Source organism: Agromyces bauzanensis, assembly GCF_014645655.1.
In the GTDB taxonomy this organism is placed as follows: domain Bacteria; phylum Actinomycetota; class Actinomycetes; order Actinomycetales; family Microbacteriaceae; genus Agromyces; species Agromyces bauzanensis.
Window position 1 is genome coordinate 1 of sequence record NZ_BMMD01000001.1, and the last position, 14,112, is coordinate 14,112.

A 14,112-nucleotide genomic window follows, 5' to 3' on the forward strand; every position below is an offset into this window, starting at 1 on the left:
GCGCGAGGGAAACGCCCGGACACATTCCGAACCCGGAAGCTAAGACTCGCAGCGCCGATGGTACTGCAGGGGCGACCCTGTGGGAGAGTAGGACACCGCCGGACATTCTTTCGAAGAGAGCCGCCCAAGGTTGGGCGGCTCTCCTCAGTTGACTTCCACGATGGTCGTCAAGCCCGCGATCGTCCGAGGCATCCGCCCGTACGCTGAAGGCATGCCGAACCGCCTGAAGGACGCGCTGAGCCCATACCTCCGCGCCCACGCGGACAACCCCGTCGACTGGTACCCGTGGGGTGAGGAGGCCTTCGCCGAGGCACGCCGACGGGATGTGCCCGTGCTCGTCTCGATCGGCTACGCCACGTGCCACTGGTGTCACGTCATGGCGCGGGAGAGCTTCAGCGATCCGGATACGGCTCGTCTCATCAACGAGTGGTTCGTTGCCGTCAAGGTCGACCGCGAGGAACACCCCGAGGTCGACGCGAGCTTCCTCGCCGCGGCTTCCGCCTTCACCCGCGAACTCGGCTGGCCCCTCACGGTGTTCGCCACGCCCGACGGTCGCACGTTCTACGCGGGCACGTACTTCCCACCCCGCGGCGTCCGCGATGTTCCCGCGTTTCCCGACGTGCTCGCCGCCGTCGCCGAGGCGTGGCGCGAGCGTCGCAGCGAACTCGACGAGACCGCGCGGGCCGTCGCCAGGGCGCTGGATGCCGCATCCGTCGCCGACACGTCCGGTGACCTGCCGGATCGTGCCCGACTCGAGTCCGCCGCAGCGATGCTCGCCGTCGACGAGGACCGCGTGCACGGCGGCTTCGGACGCGCGCCGAAGTTCCCCGTCGCTCCAGTGCTCGACTTCCTCACCCGCTCTGGACCACACGGACGTGGGCTCGCGTCGCGGACGCTCAAGCGCATGGGCGCCTCGCCGCTCCGCGACCCCGTCGAGGGCGGGTTCTTCAGGTACTCGACCCGCGCCGACTGGAGCGAGCCGCACTACGAACGGATGCTCACCGACAACGCGCTGCTCCTCGGTGTCGTCGCCGAGCTCGGTCGGGGCGAGGCGTCGCCCGACTTCGTCGAACCGCTCGCCGACGGCGTCATCGGGTTCCTCACCGAGCGTATGCAGCTTCCGTCGGGCGGGTTCGCGAGCGCCCAGGACTCCGAGAGCATTATCGACGGCGAGCGCAGCGAGGGCGGGTACTACCATCGTGACGCCGCGGGCCGCGAGGGGCTCGAACCACCGGCACTCGACACGAAGGTGTTGACGGGATGGAACGGGCTCGCCATCGGCGCGCTCGCCCGGGCGGGGTTCGTGTTCGACCGTGCCCACGCGGTGGCGGCGGCGCGGCGGGCGGCGGACTACCTGCTCGAGCACCATCGACGTGGGGACGGGTCGCTCGTACGTGCGTCACTCGACGGCGTGCTGTCGCCGGCGGCCGCGACGCTCGAGGACACCGGCATGTTCGCGGGCGCGCTGCTCGAACTCGCCGCTGCCACGGGCGAGGCGCGGTACGCGACGACCGCCCGCGAGTTGATCGACCGCGCGGCAGACGCGGCTCCGGCCGATGCAGCGGCTCCCTTCGCCGCGCCGGCCGGAGGCGACCCGGTGCTCGTCGCACGTGGTCTGGCGCTGCCGCCGGATCCCGCCGAGGGGGCCACTCCGTCGGGCGTCACGGCCTGCGCCGAGGCCGCCTGGCGCCTGCACGCGCTCGGCGCGGGAGACCGGTACCTCGAGCTCGCCGAGCGCGCGATGCGGTCGGTCGCCGGCATGGCCGTGGAGCGGCCCATCGCGTTCGGCGGGGCGCTCGCTGTCATGGCGCGGCTCGCGGAACCCCTGGTGCAGCTCGTCACGGTCACGCCCGACGGTCACCCCGGGGAAGCGGTCGAACCCGGCTCGGAGACCCTCCTCGACGCGACGCGGCGGCACGAGGCATCCGTCGCCACCATCGTCACCGAGTCGCAGGCGCGCGCCCTCGCCGCAGCCGGATTCGAGCTGTTCGAGGCGCGCATCGCCTCGGAGCGGCGGCCGACCGCATACCGATGCCAGGCGTTCGTGTGCGCGCTGCCGGTGCACAGCGCCGCGGACCTCGTGGCGCTGGCACCCGACCGCTGATCCATAGGATGGTCGGATGATCGAACGGCGTGGGATCTCGGCCGGCGGCATCGTCGGGGCACTCGTCGTCGACGCGGTGCTCGTCGTCGGGTTCGCGGTGGTCGGCCGGATGAGCCATGCCGAGGGGCTGACGCTCGCCGGGGTCTGGGGAACGGCCTGGCCGTTCCTCGCCGGACTCGCGGTCGGCTGGGCCGGGGCACGGGCGTGGCGTCATCCGCTCGCCGTCTGGCCCACGGGAGTCGTGATCTGGGTGGCCACGCTCGTCGTGGGCATGCTGCTCCGATTCGCCGGCGGACAGGGCACGGCCGTCGCGTTCATCATCGTCGCGACGCTGACGCTCGGGCTGTTCCTCGTCGGCTCGCGGGGCCTCGCCACGCTGATGCGACGGCAGCCCACTGCTCGGCGTTAGCGACTGAGCCGGTCGACGCGGTCGAGCAACGACCACACGGCCGTGCTGAGGTCGGGATGGTCGAGGGCGATCTCGCGGAGCAGCTCGTACTCGAAGCGGGAGGCGTCGCCGCGACGGGCCGTCGGGTGGTACGCCCGGGCGCGAGCAGGGCTCCAGCGTTCGGAATGGAGGCGCTCCTCGCGAAGCGTCGACACGACCTGTTCGTCGACCGAGGGGAGCTCTGGGAGGAAGATCCACGGGTCCTCGCCGAGCCGGCAGCGCAGCTCGATGAGTGCGGCGAGTTCGTCGCGTGCGTCCTGCCGCAGGCGTTCCAGCGTCGATGCCTCAGCCACGTCGCGACCTCCCCTCGCTGATTCGATCGTAGCCAACGCTACGTGGACCGTGTGACGTGCGGGTTACGCCGGTCGTCCTCAGATGGACGGCGGATGACGCGCACGTGACGATCTCTCGGCCCGGCGCTGCGGTTGAATGGTGCGGTGAACGACGTGACCGACCCGACGACCGATCGACGTCGCACCGCCGAGCTCGTGGCGCTCCTGCGCGCCGATCTTGAAGCGACCGGATTCACGGTCGAATCGCTCGAGGCGCTCTGGGGCGCGGATGCCGCGGCCGCACTGCATCGCGGCGAACGCGTGCCGGCGCGTCGCGTGCTCGACGCCCGACGCACGGGCCACGGGGCATCCGCCGCCCTGGCGACGCTCGCGGAGCTGTTCGTGCTCGGCCTGCCCGTGCCCGCCGCGGACGCCGCCGGGGCGCTCCCGTCGCTCGGGCTGGAGGGCGCGACCCGACTGGGTCTCGTGGCGCGCGAAGCGGGCGGGTCATCGGTGCGCGCTCGGCTCGACCTTCGACCGTACGCGTTCACCGACGCGCACGGCGAGGGGCACTGGTGGATCGTCTCCGACCTCGGCGAGCTCGCGCTCGGCGGCCCGCTCGGCGAACAGCACGTGCTCGGCGTCGGGGGAGCGTCGATGACGCTGTCGGGGCTCATGCTGCCGACGCCGGCTGAGCACGTGCTCGACCTCGGCACGGGCTGCGGCATCCAGGCGATGCACGCCTCGCGGTTCGCGTCGCAGGTGGTCGCCACCGACATCTCCGCGCGGGCGCTGCGGCTCGCACGGTTCAACGTCGAGCTCAACGGCATCGACGGTGTCGACTTCCGGCTCGGCAGCCTGTTCGAGCCGGTCGCTGGGGAGCGGTTCGACCGCATCGTGTCGAATCCGCCGTTCGTGATCACGCCGCGCGTGGCCGGCGTGCCCGAGTACGAGTACCGCGACGGCGGCCTCGTCGGCGATGCCATCGTCGAGGCGGTGATGTGCGGTGCCGCCGAGCACCTGCGCCCGGGCGGCGTGGCGCAGCTCCTCGGCAACTGGGAGGTCCGCGACGGTGACGATGCGTTCGACCGGCTGCGCGACTGGGCGGGCGAGCTCGAGTACTGGATCGTCGAACGCGAGGTGCAGCGCGTCACCGAGTACGCCGAGACATGGATTCGCGACGGCGGCACGCGCCCCGGCAGCCACGAGTTCGATCGGCTCTACGAAGCCTGGCTCGACGACTTCGAGCGACGAGGGGTGCGCGAGATCGGCTTCGGCTACGTGCTGCTGCGACGTGGCGCGGGGCGGGCGCTCTCGGCGCACGGTGCGCGCCTCGGCCGGATCGAACGCCGGCACGGGCCGCTCGGCGCGAGCCCGGGCGGCCTCGGCGTGCACCTCGCGGCCTGCATCGCGGCGCACGACCGGCAGACGGCGCTCGACGACCGGGCGCTGTCGGAGACCCGGCTCACGGTCGCCGGCGACGTCACCGAGGAGCGCCACCACTGGCCGGGTGAGGAGCATCCGACGGCGATGCTCCTGCGGCAGGGCGGCGGGTTCGGGCGTGTGGTCGAGCTCGACACCGGACTCGCCGCGCAGGTCGGTGCGTGCGACGGCGAGCTCACAGTCGGGGCCGTCGTCTCGGCCATCGCGCAGCTCCTCGAGGTGGATGAGGCGGCCCTGGGCGCCGACCTGCTGCCGGCCGTGCGTGCGTTCATCGACGACGGGATGCTGCTCCTACCGCCCGACGAATGACCCCTCGTCGGGGCATCCGCGGCTCACGCGGTGACGGCGGGCGGCCAGGCGCCGATGATGAGCGCCATGACCATCGCCTGCGTGGCGAGCGCGACACCCACGCCGAGATGAAGCTCACGATGACGGTCGTGACGAGCGGCCCCACGGCGCTGCGATCGAACCGACGCCTCCCCCCTTCGCGGCCCCGCCGCGCCTGCCCGGAGTCCAGCGTCGAGCATCCCTCGGAACCGGGAGCGCCACGACTCGGCGATCGTCGAGTCGGCGGCGGTAGTCTCGTGGTCGCACACTCCGAAAGCGAGCCCATGGCCGACAGTCCGCTCTCCGACTCCCCGTATGAGATCCTGGGCGTTTCCGCCGATGCGGATGCCGCAGCCCTCCGCCTCGCGTACCGCCGGGCGCTGCGCAACGCGCACCCCGACACCGGCGGCGACTCGGCCGCGTTCCACGCCGTGCAGCGCGCGTGGGAACTCGTGGGCACGCCCGAGGCGAGGGCGGCATTCGACCGGGGGACCGTCGGCGCGACCCCGTCGCCCACGCGTGAGGCCTGGGCCCCGGCGGCACCGCGCCGCCCGCGCGACTCGCGGCCGCTCGCCCGCTCGTACGGCCACCCGGGCGGCCTGACGCGCCAGCTGTACCTCGACCGCATCCGCGAGTGGGCGGGCCGTGGCGTGACTCTGGCCGACCCCTACGATCCCGCACTCGTGCGCAGCGCGCCCCGCGACATCCGCCACATCCTGGCCGACGCGCTCGCCGAGGAGTCGACGGCGCGGGCGCTGTCGACGCTCGGCATCGCCTACACCGTCTGGCATGACGTGGCGACGGATGCCGCAGGCCCCGGCCTGCCGCCGAAGCTCGACCACCTCGTGCTCGGGCCCACGGGACTGATCGCCATCCAGTCCGAGGACTGGGGCGCGCCGGTCGCGCTGAAGCGAGGGGAGCTCGTCGGCGAGGCGCTCGCCGGCGAACGGCCGTTCCGTGCGCTCGCCGCGCGTGCCAGGGCCATCGGGCGGGCCGCGCGCGTGAAGCCGACCGCACTCGTCATCGTCGTGCCCGACGACCACGCGCCCGAGCCGCTCGAGCTCGGCGGCAGCATCCGGGGCGCTGTCGTGTCCCTCGTTCGCAGCTCCCGGCTCGCGAGCGCGGTGCGCGAGGGGATCCCGGGGTCGGCGCACCTCGGCGGAACCGAGGTCATGGAGGTGCGCTCGCGCCTGCAGGCGGTCGTGCGGTTCGCGTAGCCGGGGCATCGGGGTGTTGGATGGAGGGGTGCCTGAGCTCGATCGTGACGCCCACATCGCCGACTTCGCCGACTTCATCCGGGAATCCCCGTCGTCGTACCACGCGGCCGCAGCGGTCGCCGCGCGGCTCGGGGCCGACGGGTTCGAGCGCCTCGAGGAGCGCGACGAGTGGCCGTCCACGGCCGGCCGGCGCGTCGTCGTGCGCGACGGCGCTGTCATCGCGTGGGTACAGCCCGAGGCTGCGACGGACACGACGCCGTTCCGGATTCTCGGCGCGCACACCGACTCGCCCTCGTTCAAGCTGAAGCCCGGCCCGTCGCCGACCGCCGAGGGCCTGCTGCAGGCGGGCGTCGAGGTGTACGGCGGCCCGCTCCTGAACTCGTGGCTCGACCGCGAGCTCGAGCTCGCGGGCCGCATCGTCACCCGCGACGGCGCCGAGCACCTCGTGCGCACCGGACCGTTCCTGCGCATCCCGCAACTGGCGATCCACCTCGACCGCGACGTGAGCAAAGCGCTCACCCTCGACAAGCAGCGGCACCTGCAGCCCGTGTGGGGCTCGGCGACCGCGGGCGACCTGCTCGCGCACCTCGTCGGAATCGCGGGTGTCGAACTCGGCGACGTCGGCGGACACGACCTGCTCGTCGCCGACACGCAGGCCCCCGAGCGGTTCGGGCTCCACGATGCGTTCTTCGCGGCCGGTCGCATGGACAACCTCACCTCGGTGCACGCCGGGCTCGTCGCATTGCTCGCCGCCCCCGCCGACGCCGGGCACGTGAGCGTGCTCGCGGCGTTCGACCATGAGGAGCTCGGCTCGGAGTCGCGCTCGGGCGCGAGCGGGCCGTTCCTCGAGGACGTGCTCGTGCGCATCGCGGCAGGGCTCGGCGCCGACGCGACGGCGCGCCGCCGCGCCTTCGCCGACTCGTGGCTGCTCTCCTCCGATGCGGGCCACGCCGTGCACCCGAACTACCCCGAACGCCACGACCCCGGCAACCGCCCGCGGCTCGGCGGTGGGCCACTCCTGAAGCTCAACGCGAACCAGCGCTACGCGAGCGACGCCGTGGGTGCCGCGCTGTGGGCCCGGGTCTGCAGGCAGGGCGGCGTCGGCACGCAGCCGTTCGTGTCGAACAACTCGATCCCGTGCGGGTCGACGATCGGCCCGCTGAGTGCCACGCGCCTCGGCATCCGCACGGTCGACGTCGGCACGCCGCTGCTCTCGATGCACTCCGCTCGCGAACTCGCGCACGTCGACGACCTGGTCGCGCTCGCCGCGGCGGTCGCGGCGTTCTTCGCACCTGCGGACTGAGGGCCGCCGCGCCACGGAGCAGCGAGCCGGCGACATGGCGGGATCTCGCGGCACGGCGGCACGATTTCACGCGCCGCCGCCCGCACGCGGATGCGAGGGTGAAGGCATGACCCAGACCACCACGCACGCGGCATCCGATCTCTTCGAGCACGTGGCCACGCAGGCCGACGCGATCGCCCACTTCCGGGGCCGGCTCGGCTTCGAGGCCGACGTGTCGGATGTCGCGGCGGCGCTCGCCGAGCCCGAGCCCGGGTTCGTGCTCGTCGACACGCGCAGCGACGAGTCGTGGGCGCAGGGCCACGTGCCGGGCGCGCTGCACCTGCCGCGGCGTTGCATCGCGGCGGAGGCCGCCGAGCGGATCCCGGCCGGCACCCAGGTCGTCGTCTACTGCTGGGGCCCCGGATGCAACGGTGCCACCCGCGCCGCTCTCGAATTCGCGCTGCTCGGGTACCCCGTGAAGGAGATGATCGGCGGCTTCGAGTACTGGGTGCGCGAGGGCTTCGCGTTCGACACCGCCGACGGGCTCGCGCAGCTGCCGCCCGACGCGCTCACGAACGTCGCCGAGACCGGCCTCGCCGGTGGCACGGTCGTGAACGCCGACATCACCTGCGCGTGCTGAGCCGCCGGGTCAGTGCCGGAGCCTGCGTCAGCGCCGAAGCCGGCGTCAGCGCAGTGGACCCCGGCGCTGCTCGAGCCAGAGCGTGTGCTCGCGCAGGCCGTTCCGCACGGCGGCCTTGATGATGAGGTATCCGATCCAGAGCATCAGGGCCAGGATCGCGAGGTAGATCACGAGGCCGACGACGAGGCCGATGAGGCCGGCGGTGTTGAGGAAGTCGGTGACGTTCGGGTCGGGGGTTTCCATCCCGTCAGGTTGCCAGATGGTGCGACCGTCGCGCGAGCGGCCAGAATGGGGGACACGCGCGATCCGCGGCCGCCGACTCGATCAGCACTCGATGACGTTGACGGCGAGGCCGCCCTCGCTCGTCTCCTTGTACTTCGTCATCATGTCGAGTCCGGTCTGCCGCATGGTCTCGATCACGGTGTCGAGCGAGACGAGGTGCGTGCCGTCGCCGTGCTGGGCGAGACGGGCGGCCGACACCGCAGTCGACGAGGCGATGGCGTTGCGCTCGATGCATGGCACCTGCACGAGCCCCGCGACGGGGTCGCAGGTGAGCCCCAGGTGGTGCTCCATGGCGATCTCGGCGGCGTTCTCGACCTGCCGCGGCGTGCCGCCGAGCACGGCGCACAGCGCTCCGGCGGCCATCGCGCACGCCGACCCGACCTCCGCCTGGCAGCCGCCCTCTGCGCCCGATATCGACGCGTTCTTCTTCACGAGCGACGCGATCGCGGCAGCGGTGAGCAGGTAGCGGCGGATGCCGGCGGCATCCGCGCCGGGAACGAAGCGGAGGTAGTAGTGCCCGACCGCGGGGATGATGCCCGCGGCGCCGTTCGTCGGCGCCGTGACGACGCGACCGCCCGCCGCGTTCTCCTCGTTGACGGCGAGCGCGAACGCGTGCAGCCACTCGGTGGACGTGTCGCGAAGCTCGGCGGTGGGCGCAGCGTCGCGGTCGTACTCCTCCAGCCGACGGCGCACCTCGGGCGCGCGGCGCTTGACGCCGAGTCCGCCGGGCAGCGTGCCCTCGGTGGCGAGCCCGTGCTCGACGCACTCGGCCATGGCCGCCCAGATCGCATCGAGCCCGGCGTCGATGCCGTCCTCGCCGTGCACCGCGACCTCGTTCGAGCGCGCGATGTCGCAGAGCGACACGCCGTGCTCCTCGCAGAGCGCGAGCAGCTCGTCGGCGGTGTCGTAGGGGAGCGGATGCCGCAGCGCCTCCGCCTCCCTCGTCGCATCGCCCTCCCGGCGGATGAACCCGCCCCCGACCGAGTAGTACGTCTCCTCGGCGAGCGGGAGCGCGTCGTCGTCGCCCCAGGCCTGCAGGGTCATCGCGTTCGGATGCCCGGGCAGTCGCGTGCGCGGCTCGAGCGTGAGGTCGGCCCGGGTCATGGTGATCGGATGCCGCGCCGCGACGCACACGGTGCCGCCCTCGGGGCCGAGCCGTGACCACGCGCCGCGCACCTGGTCGGGGTCGCAGTCGTCTGGCTTCAGGCCAGCGAGTCCCGCGACGACCGCGTCGGGGGTGCCGTGGCCGAGGCCGGTCGCGCCGAGCGAGCCGTACAGGGAGCACGTGATGCGGGCGACCCGTTCGAGGAGGCCGTCCCGCGCGAGCTGCTCGGCGAAGGCACGAGCGGCCCGCATCGGGCCGACCGTGTGGGAACTCGAGGGCCCGATCCCGATCGAGAACAGATCGAGGGCTGAGACGAACGCTGTCACGCTCCAAGGCTACGTGGCAATCCGCGCACGGATCGGGCGTGAGGTCGCAGGATCGTGCGCCGCAGGGGCCGTTGACGCACGGAGAGGCCCACGCTCCGGTTTCGGTCAGCCGCCCTGGGGCTCCATGAACTCCCCCGGGTTCGCGCCCGGCCCGAACCCGGACTTCGCGTAGAGCCCGGGCGCGTCGAGCGTCCTGAGCATGGCGCGTCGCAGCCCGAGCGGTTCGAGTGCCGCGGCCACGCCGTCGATGACGCCGATTCCGCGTCCGCGTCCGCGGGCGTCACGCCGAAGTTGCGGGACGCCTCGAGCGCGGCGTCGTGCGCCTCCCGAGGACGACCCATCGCCCAGTACGACTCCTCGGAGAGCCAGGCGTGGATGCGATCGCCATCGAGTCGTGCAGGGTCATCGGAGAACTCGACATCGTCGTGCATCCTTCGATCGCACCTCAGGCGGGATCGACAAGATGCCCAGTCGAGGATCGGTGGCCCGACGGCGACGCCGTTGCGTCAGCGAATCGTCTTGCGCGAGGTGATCTGGCCCGTGTCGAAGCCGAGCAGGTGCAGCCCGCCGTGGAAGCGCGCGTGCTCCACCTTGACGCAGCGATCCATGACCACCGTGAGCCCCTGCTCCTCGCCGTAGCGTGCGGCCTCCTCGTTCCAGATGCCGAGCTGCACCCAGACGGTCTTCGCGCCGATCGCGAGGGCCTCGTCGATCACGCTCGGGATGTCGCTCGCGCGCCGGAACACGTCGACGATATCGGGCACCTCGGGAAGGTCGGCCAGGCTTGCGTACGCCGGCTGGCCGAGGATCTCGGTCGCATTGGGGTTCACGAAATAGATGCGGTAGTCGCTCGACTGCTGCAGGTACGTGCCCACGAAGTAGCTCGATCGAGCCGGGTTCGGCGAGGCGCCCACGATCGCGATCGACTTCGCGGCGTTCAGGATGCGCAGCCGCTGCTTGGCGTCGGGGCCGACCCAGGTGCGCTGCGACTTCAGGAGCTTCGCGAGCGGCGAGCTCGCCGGCAGCTCGCAGGAGAGGCCGTTGACGAGGCGCACCGTCTCGAGGTCGTCGGCCGGGGTGGATGCCGCGGCATCCGCCGTGGCGTCGACCGGAGTGGTCGTGGTATCCGTCGTCGTCATCGTGTGCCTCCTGTCGCGGCCGTGAGGGCCTGGTCGAGATCGTCGATGATGTCTTCAACGTCTTCGATGCCCACGCTAATCCTCACCACGCCCGGCAGCACCCCGGCGTCGACGAGCTGCTGCTCGCCGAGCTGCGCGTGCGTCGTCGAGGCGGGGTGGATGATGAGCGTCTTCGCGTCGCCGATGTTCGCGAGGTGCGAGGCGAGGTTCACCGATTCGATGAGCCGCTGTCCGACGGCCCGGCCGCCCTTCACCTCGAAGCTGAACACCGAGCCCGGTCCCTTCGGCAGGTACTTCTGCGCACGATCGTGGTGCGGGTGGTTCGCAAGGCCCGCCCACCACACGTGCTCGATGCGCGGATCGGCCTCGAGCCACTCGGCCACGGCGCGGGCGTTGTCGACGTGCGCCTGCACGCGATACGGCAGCGTCTCGACGCCCTGTGCCAGGAGGAACGCCGAGTGCGGTGCGAGCGCCGGCCCGATGTCGCGCAGCTGCTCGGCGCGCAGGCGAGTGAGGAAGGCGTACTCGCCGAAGTTGCCCGACCACTGCAGGCCGCCGTAGCTCGGCACGGGCTGGCCGAACAGCGGGAACTTGTCGGAGTGCCAGTCGAAGCGACCCGACTCCACGACCACGCCGCCGAGGGTGGTGCCGTGTCCGCCGAGGAACTTCGTGGCCGAGTGCGTGACGATGTCGGCGCCCCACTCGATGGGGCGATTGAGATACGGCGTCGGGATGGTCGAGTCGACGATGAACGGGATGCCGTGTGCGCGGGCGACCTCGGCGAGGCCCTCGAGGTCGGCGATCTCGCCCGACGGGTTCGCGATGGTCTCGACGAAGAGCGCCTTGGTCGTGTCGGTGATCGCGGCGGCGTAGTCGGCCGGGTCCGACGAGCGCACGAACGTGGTCTCGACGCCGAAGCGGCGGAGCGTGACATCCAGTTGCGTGATCGATCCGCCGTAGAGGTTCGCCGAGGCGACGATGTGGTCGCCCGTGCCGGCGAGGCTCGCGAACGTGATGTACTGCGCGCTCAGGCCGCTCGCCGTGGCGACCGCACCGAGGCCGCCCTCGAGGCTCGCGACGCGCTCCTCGAAGCTCGCGACCGTCGGGTTGGCGAGGCGGGAGTAGATGTTGCCGTACTTCTGCAGGGCGAACCGGGCCGCGGCATCCGCGGTGTCGTCGAAGACGAACGCCGTCGACTGGTAGATGGGCAGTGCCCGCGCTCCCGTCACCTGGTCGGGGATGTTGCCCGCGTGGATGGCGCGGGTCTTGAAGCCGAATTCGCGGTCTGCCATGCGCTCACGCTACTGCGTGCGGTGGCGGCATCCGCTCGATGTCGTAACGCGGGGCAACCGATGCCGCGTGGCCCGGGTCATGCGCCGACGACCTCGTCGGTCGTGACGACGCGCGCGAAGCCGCCGCCCTGGACGTTCACCGCGGTCGCGCGAGCGAGTTCTGCTGCCGTGAGACGGACGCCGCCGGGGCCCTCGAGGTCGAACGTGTGCGTGGCGTCGATCGGCAGCGTGACGTCGTAGCCGAGGTTGCCGGCCATGCGGGTGGTGGTCTCGACGCACATGTTGGTCTGGATGCCGCAGATCACGAGCTGCCGGATGCCGCGCTCGGTGAGCCACGCGTGCAGGTCGGGTTCCCCGTAGAACGCCGAGTTCACGTGCTTCGTGACGAACAGGTCGTGCGGGGCATCCGCCACCACGTCCTTCAGCGCGTTGCCGGGGGAGCCGGGTGCGAGCGGCGACCCCGGGGAGCGCGAATCGTGGCGCACGAGCACGATCGGCCGCGAGGCATCCGACCACGCCTGCACCAGGCGGCCGACGTTCGCCTCGGCGTCGGGGTTGTCGCGAGCGCCCCATGACGGGTCGTCGAAGCCCTGTTGCACGTCGATCACGATGAGGGCGGCGGTGTCGTCGAAGGCGTCGGTCATGCCTCCATGGTGCCGCCCTCAGGTGCCGGATGCCGCAGCGGCCGGACGATCTGGCGCATTGTGTGCGAAACCAGGCAGCCTGCCGTGTTTCGGGGCACCGCACGGTCGATCGCGAGAGGCGGCCCCGATCATCTCCTCGATGCCAGGCTTCGTCGATCTTCGCCTCACGCGATCGATCGAGACGCCGAACACGTACCTGCTGCTCGTGCACTGGGAGAGCGTCGAGGCGCACGAGCAGGGGTTCCGGGGCTCGCCGGACTACGCGCGTTGACGGGAGCTGCTGCACGGGTTCTACGAGCCGTTCCCGGTGGTCGCGCACTTCACGGAAGTCCTCAGGGCGCCCGCCTAGGCTGTGCGCCATGGTGACTCGCGTCGGGACGATCGTGGTGGGCGGTGGCGCCATGGGCGCCGCCACGGCATGGCAGCTGGCCCGGCGGGGCCGCGAGGTCGTGCTGCTCGAGCGGTGGGAGCCCGGGCACCGCATGGGCGCCTCGCACGGCGCCACCCGCAACTTCAACGTCGCCTACGCCGACCCGACCTACGTCGGCATGCTCGCCGAGGCGCTGCCGCTCTGGCGCGAACTCGAGGACGAGTCGGGAACCACGCTGCTCGATCTCGTGGGCGTGGCCAACCACGGACCGAGCGAGGCATTCGACGACGTGCACGCGGCGCTCACGGCGGCGGGCATCCCGGCCGAGTCCCTGAGCGCGAAGCAGGCCGCAAAGCGTTGGCCGGGCATCCGCTTCGACACGCGCGTGCTGTTCAACGAGCAGGCCGGCCGGGTGCGGGCGGATGCCTCGGTGCGCGCGCTCCACGAGACCGCGGCCGCTGCCGGGGCCGACGTTCGGCACCGCATGCAGGCGACACGCATCGACGGGGTCGACGACGGGCTCGTGCGCGTGGCATCCGTCAGCGATGCCGGCGTCGCCGAGGTGTTCGAGGCACGCACCGCCGTGGTGACCGTCGGCGCGTGGACGACGAAGCTCATCGGCGCCGAGCGCCTGCCGCGGCTCGTGGTCACCCAGGAGCAGCCGGCGCACTTCGCGGTGCGCGACGAGGCGACGGCCTGGCCGAGCTTCAACCACTTCCGGGGTGCCGGCGACGCGTACGACTACTGGCTCTCTCCGGTCTACGGGATGCTCTCGCCCGGCGAGGGCGTGAAGGCGGGATGGCACGGCGTCGGGCCGGTGGTCGATCCCGACGCGCGCGACTTCGAGGCGGTGCCCGAGCAACTCGCGGCGCTGCAGCGCTACGCGCGGGAGTGGCTGCCGGGCGTCGACGCCGACCTCGCCGTGCCGGTCAGCTGCACCTACACGACGACGCCAGACGAGCACTTCGTGCTCGACCGGCTCGGGCCGCTCGTGGTGGGTGCCGGGTTCTCGGGGCACGGCTTCAAGTTCACGCCCGTGATCGGGCGCATCCTCGCGGACCTCGCCGACGGGTCGGGTCGCGCGCCCGAACTGTTCGCCGCTGATCGCGCGGTCGCGGCGGGCGTGGGTTCGCCGACCGGGCTCGGGGGCTCGCGCGTGGGCTGAGCGGCGGGCGTCACCTGGTCGAGGTGATGCCATCCGCACCGATCACCGCCGGCAGC

Annotated in this window: 15 protein-coding genes and 1 rRNA gene; 9 read left to right on the top strand and 7 right to left on the bottom strand. The window is 72.1% G+C overall.

The genetic code is table 11. The annotated features are described in order from the left end of the window. The 3 genes from rrf to IEX31_RS00015 form a co-directional block, all read left to right on the top strand. Window positions 1-104, top strand: a 5S ribosomal RNA gene (rrf, locus tag IEX31_RS00005); the annotation flags it as partial. A 107-nt stretch (window positions 105-211) separates the two neighbouring features. Next, the gene (locus tag IEX31_RS00010) at window positions 212-2,104 is read left to right on the top strand and encodes a thioredoxin domain-containing protein (protein ID WP_188741397.1); all 1,893 of its coding nucleotides are present in this window, start codon (window positions 212-214) and stop codon (window positions 2,102-2,104) included. A 16-nt stretch (window positions 2,105-2,120) separates the two neighbouring features. Further along, the gene (locus IEX31_RS00015; RefSeq protein ID WP_188741398.1) at window positions 2,121-2,513 is read left to right on the top strand and encodes a DUF3054 domain-containing protein; all 393 of its coding nucleotides are present in this window, start codon (window positions 2,121-2,123) and stop codon (window positions 2,511-2,513) included. Here the strand turns inward: IEX31_RS00015 and IEX31_RS00020 are convergent. Further along, the gene (locus IEX31_RS00020) at window positions 2,510-2,845 is read right to left on the bottom strand and encodes a hypothetical protein (RefSeq protein ID WP_188741399.1); all 336 of its coding nucleotides are present in this window, start codon (window positions 2,843-2,845) and stop codon (window positions 2,510-2,512) included. The genes IEX31_RS00015 and IEX31_RS00020 overlap by 4 nt on opposite strands. Before the next feature lie 144 nt (window positions 2,846-2,989). Here IEX31_RS00020 and IEX31_RS00025 point away from each other — a divergent pair, with 144 nt between their 5' ends. The 4 genes from IEX31_RS00025 (at window position 2,990) to IEX31_RS00040 (ending at window position 7,733) form a co-directional block, all read left to right on the top strand. Beyond that, a complete protein-coding gene (locus IEX31_RS00025; protein WP_373285478.1) occupies window positions 2,990-4,576 on the top strand; it encodes a DUF7059 domain-containing protein in 1,587 nt (528 codons plus the stop codon). 302 nt (window positions 4,577-4,878) lie between these two features. Further along, the gene (locus IEX31_RS00030; protein WP_188741400.1) at window positions 4,879-5,811 is read left to right on the top strand and encodes a J domain-containing protein; all 933 of its coding nucleotides are present in this window, start codon (window positions 4,879-4,881) and stop codon (window positions 5,809-5,811) included. A gap of 28 nt (window positions 5,812-5,839) precedes the next feature. Then, window positions 5,840-7,114, top strand: coding sequence for a M18 family aminopeptidase (locus IEX31_RS00035; RefSeq protein ID WP_188741401.1), 1,275 nt, complete (start codon window positions 5,840-5,842; stop codon window positions 7,112-7,114). Window positions 7,115-7,220: 106 nt separating this feature from the next. Continuing rightward, on the top strand, window positions 7,221-7,733 hold the full coding sequence (locus IEX31_RS00040; RefSeq protein ID WP_188741402.1) for a rhodanese-like domain-containing protein: 513 nt from the start codon (window positions 7,221-7,223) through the stop codon (window positions 7,731-7,733). 45 nt (window positions 7,734-7,778) lie between these two features. On the opposite strand, the gene IEX31_RS00045 is transcribed toward IEX31_RS00040, so the two are convergent. From IEX31_RS00045 to IEX31_RS00070, 6 genes are all read right to left on the bottom strand, one after another. After that, the gene (locus tag IEX31_RS00045; protein WP_188741835.1) at window positions 7,779-7,976 is read right to left on the bottom strand and encodes a hypothetical protein; all 198 of its coding nucleotides are present in this window, start codon (window positions 7,974-7,976) and stop codon (window positions 7,779-7,781) included. An 81-nt stretch (window positions 7,977-8,057) separates the two neighbouring features. Next, window positions 8,058-9,446, bottom strand: a complete 1,389-nt coding sequence (locus IEX31_RS00050) for an L-serine ammonia-lyase (RefSeq protein WP_188741403.1) — start codon at window positions 9,444-9,446, stop codon at window positions 8,058-8,060. A gap of 105 nt (window positions 9,447-9,551) precedes the next feature. Further along, entirely contained in the window at window positions 9,552-9,686 is a 135-nt protein-coding gene (locus IEX31_RS19195; RefSeq protein WP_268236934.1) for a hypothetical protein, read from the bottom strand. A 266-nt stretch (window positions 9,687-9,952) separates the two neighbouring features. After that, window positions 9,953-10,585, bottom strand: coding sequence for a CoA-binding protein (locus IEX31_RS00060; protein WP_188741404.1), 633 nt, complete (start codon window positions 10,583-10,585; stop codon window positions 9,953-9,955). Continuing rightward, window positions 10,582-11,877 (bottom strand): O-acetylhomoserine aminocarboxypropyltransferase/cysteine synthase family protein, encoded by a 1,296-nt coding sequence (locus IEX31_RS00065; protein WP_188741405.1) that lies wholly within the window; start codon window positions 11,875-11,877, stop codon window positions 10,582-10,584. The genes IEX31_RS00060 and IEX31_RS00065 overlap by 4 nt, the downstream gene beginning before the upstream one ends. Window positions 11,878-11,954: 77 nt before the next feature. Further along, window positions 11,955-12,521: a cysteine hydrolase family protein gene (locus tag IEX31_RS00070; protein ID WP_188741406.1), complete on the bottom strand. Its 567-nt coding sequence runs from the start codon at window positions 12,519-12,521 to the stop codon at window positions 11,955-11,957. Between IEX31_RS00070 and IEX31_RS18565 the strand changes: the two genes are divergently transcribed. After that, a complete protein-coding gene (locus IEX31_RS18565; protein WP_308423458.1) occupies window positions 12,520-12,792 on the top strand; it encodes an antibiotic biosynthesis monooxygenase family protein in 273 nt (90 codons plus the stop codon). The two genes, IEX31_RS00070 and IEX31_RS18565, sit on opposite strands and share 2 nt — an antisense overlap. Before the next feature lie 88 nt (window positions 12,793-12,880). Next, entirely contained in the window at window positions 12,881-14,056 is a 1,176-nt protein-coding gene (locus IEX31_RS00080) for an FAD-dependent oxidoreductase (RefSeq protein WP_188741407.1), read from the top strand. Window positions 14,057-14,112 lie beyond the last annotated feature (56 nt).

Excerpts from the sequence above, each read along its gene's own strand:
- IEX31_RS00080 (WP_188741407.1), top strand. The coding sequence starts at position 12,881 with ATGGTGACTCGCGTCGGGACGATCGTGGTGGGCGGTGGCGCCATGGGC.
- IEX31_RS00010 (WP_188741397.1), top strand. The coding sequence starts at position 212 with ATGCCGAACCGCCTGAAGGACGCGCTGAGCCCATACCTCCGCGCCCAC.
- IEX31_RS00060 (WP_188741404.1), bottom strand. The coding sequence starts at position 10,585 with ATGACGACGACGGATACCACGACCACTCCGGTCGACGCCACGGCGGAT.
- IEX31_RS00040 (WP_188741402.1), top strand. The coding sequence starts at position 7,221 with ATGACCCAGACCACCACGCACGCGGCATCCGATCTCTTCGAGCACGTG.
- IEX31_RS00070 (WP_188741406.1), bottom strand. The coding sequence starts at position 12,521 with ATGACCGACGCCTTCGACGACACCGCCGCCCTCATCGTGATCGACGTG.
- IEX31_RS00030 (WP_188741400.1), top strand. The coding sequence starts at position 4,879 with ATGGCCGACAGTCCGCTCTCCGACTCCCCGTATGAGATCCTGGGCGTT.
- IEX31_RS18565 (WP_308423458.1), top strand. The coding sequence starts at position 12,520 with ATGCCTCCATGGTGCCGCCCTCAGGTGCCGGATGCCGCAGCGGCCGGA.
- IEX31_RS00045 (WP_188741835.1), bottom strand. The coding sequence starts at position 7,976 with ATGGAAACCCCCGACCCGAACGTCACCGACTTCCTCAACACCGCCGGC.
- IEX31_RS00065 (WP_188741405.1), bottom strand. The coding sequence starts at position 11,877 with ATGGCAGACCGCGAATTCGGCTTCAAGACCCGCGCCATCCACGCGGGC.
- IEX31_RS00015 (WP_188741398.1), top strand. The coding sequence starts at position 2,121 with ATGATCGAACGGCGTGGGATCTCGGCCGGCGGCATCGTCGGGGCACTC.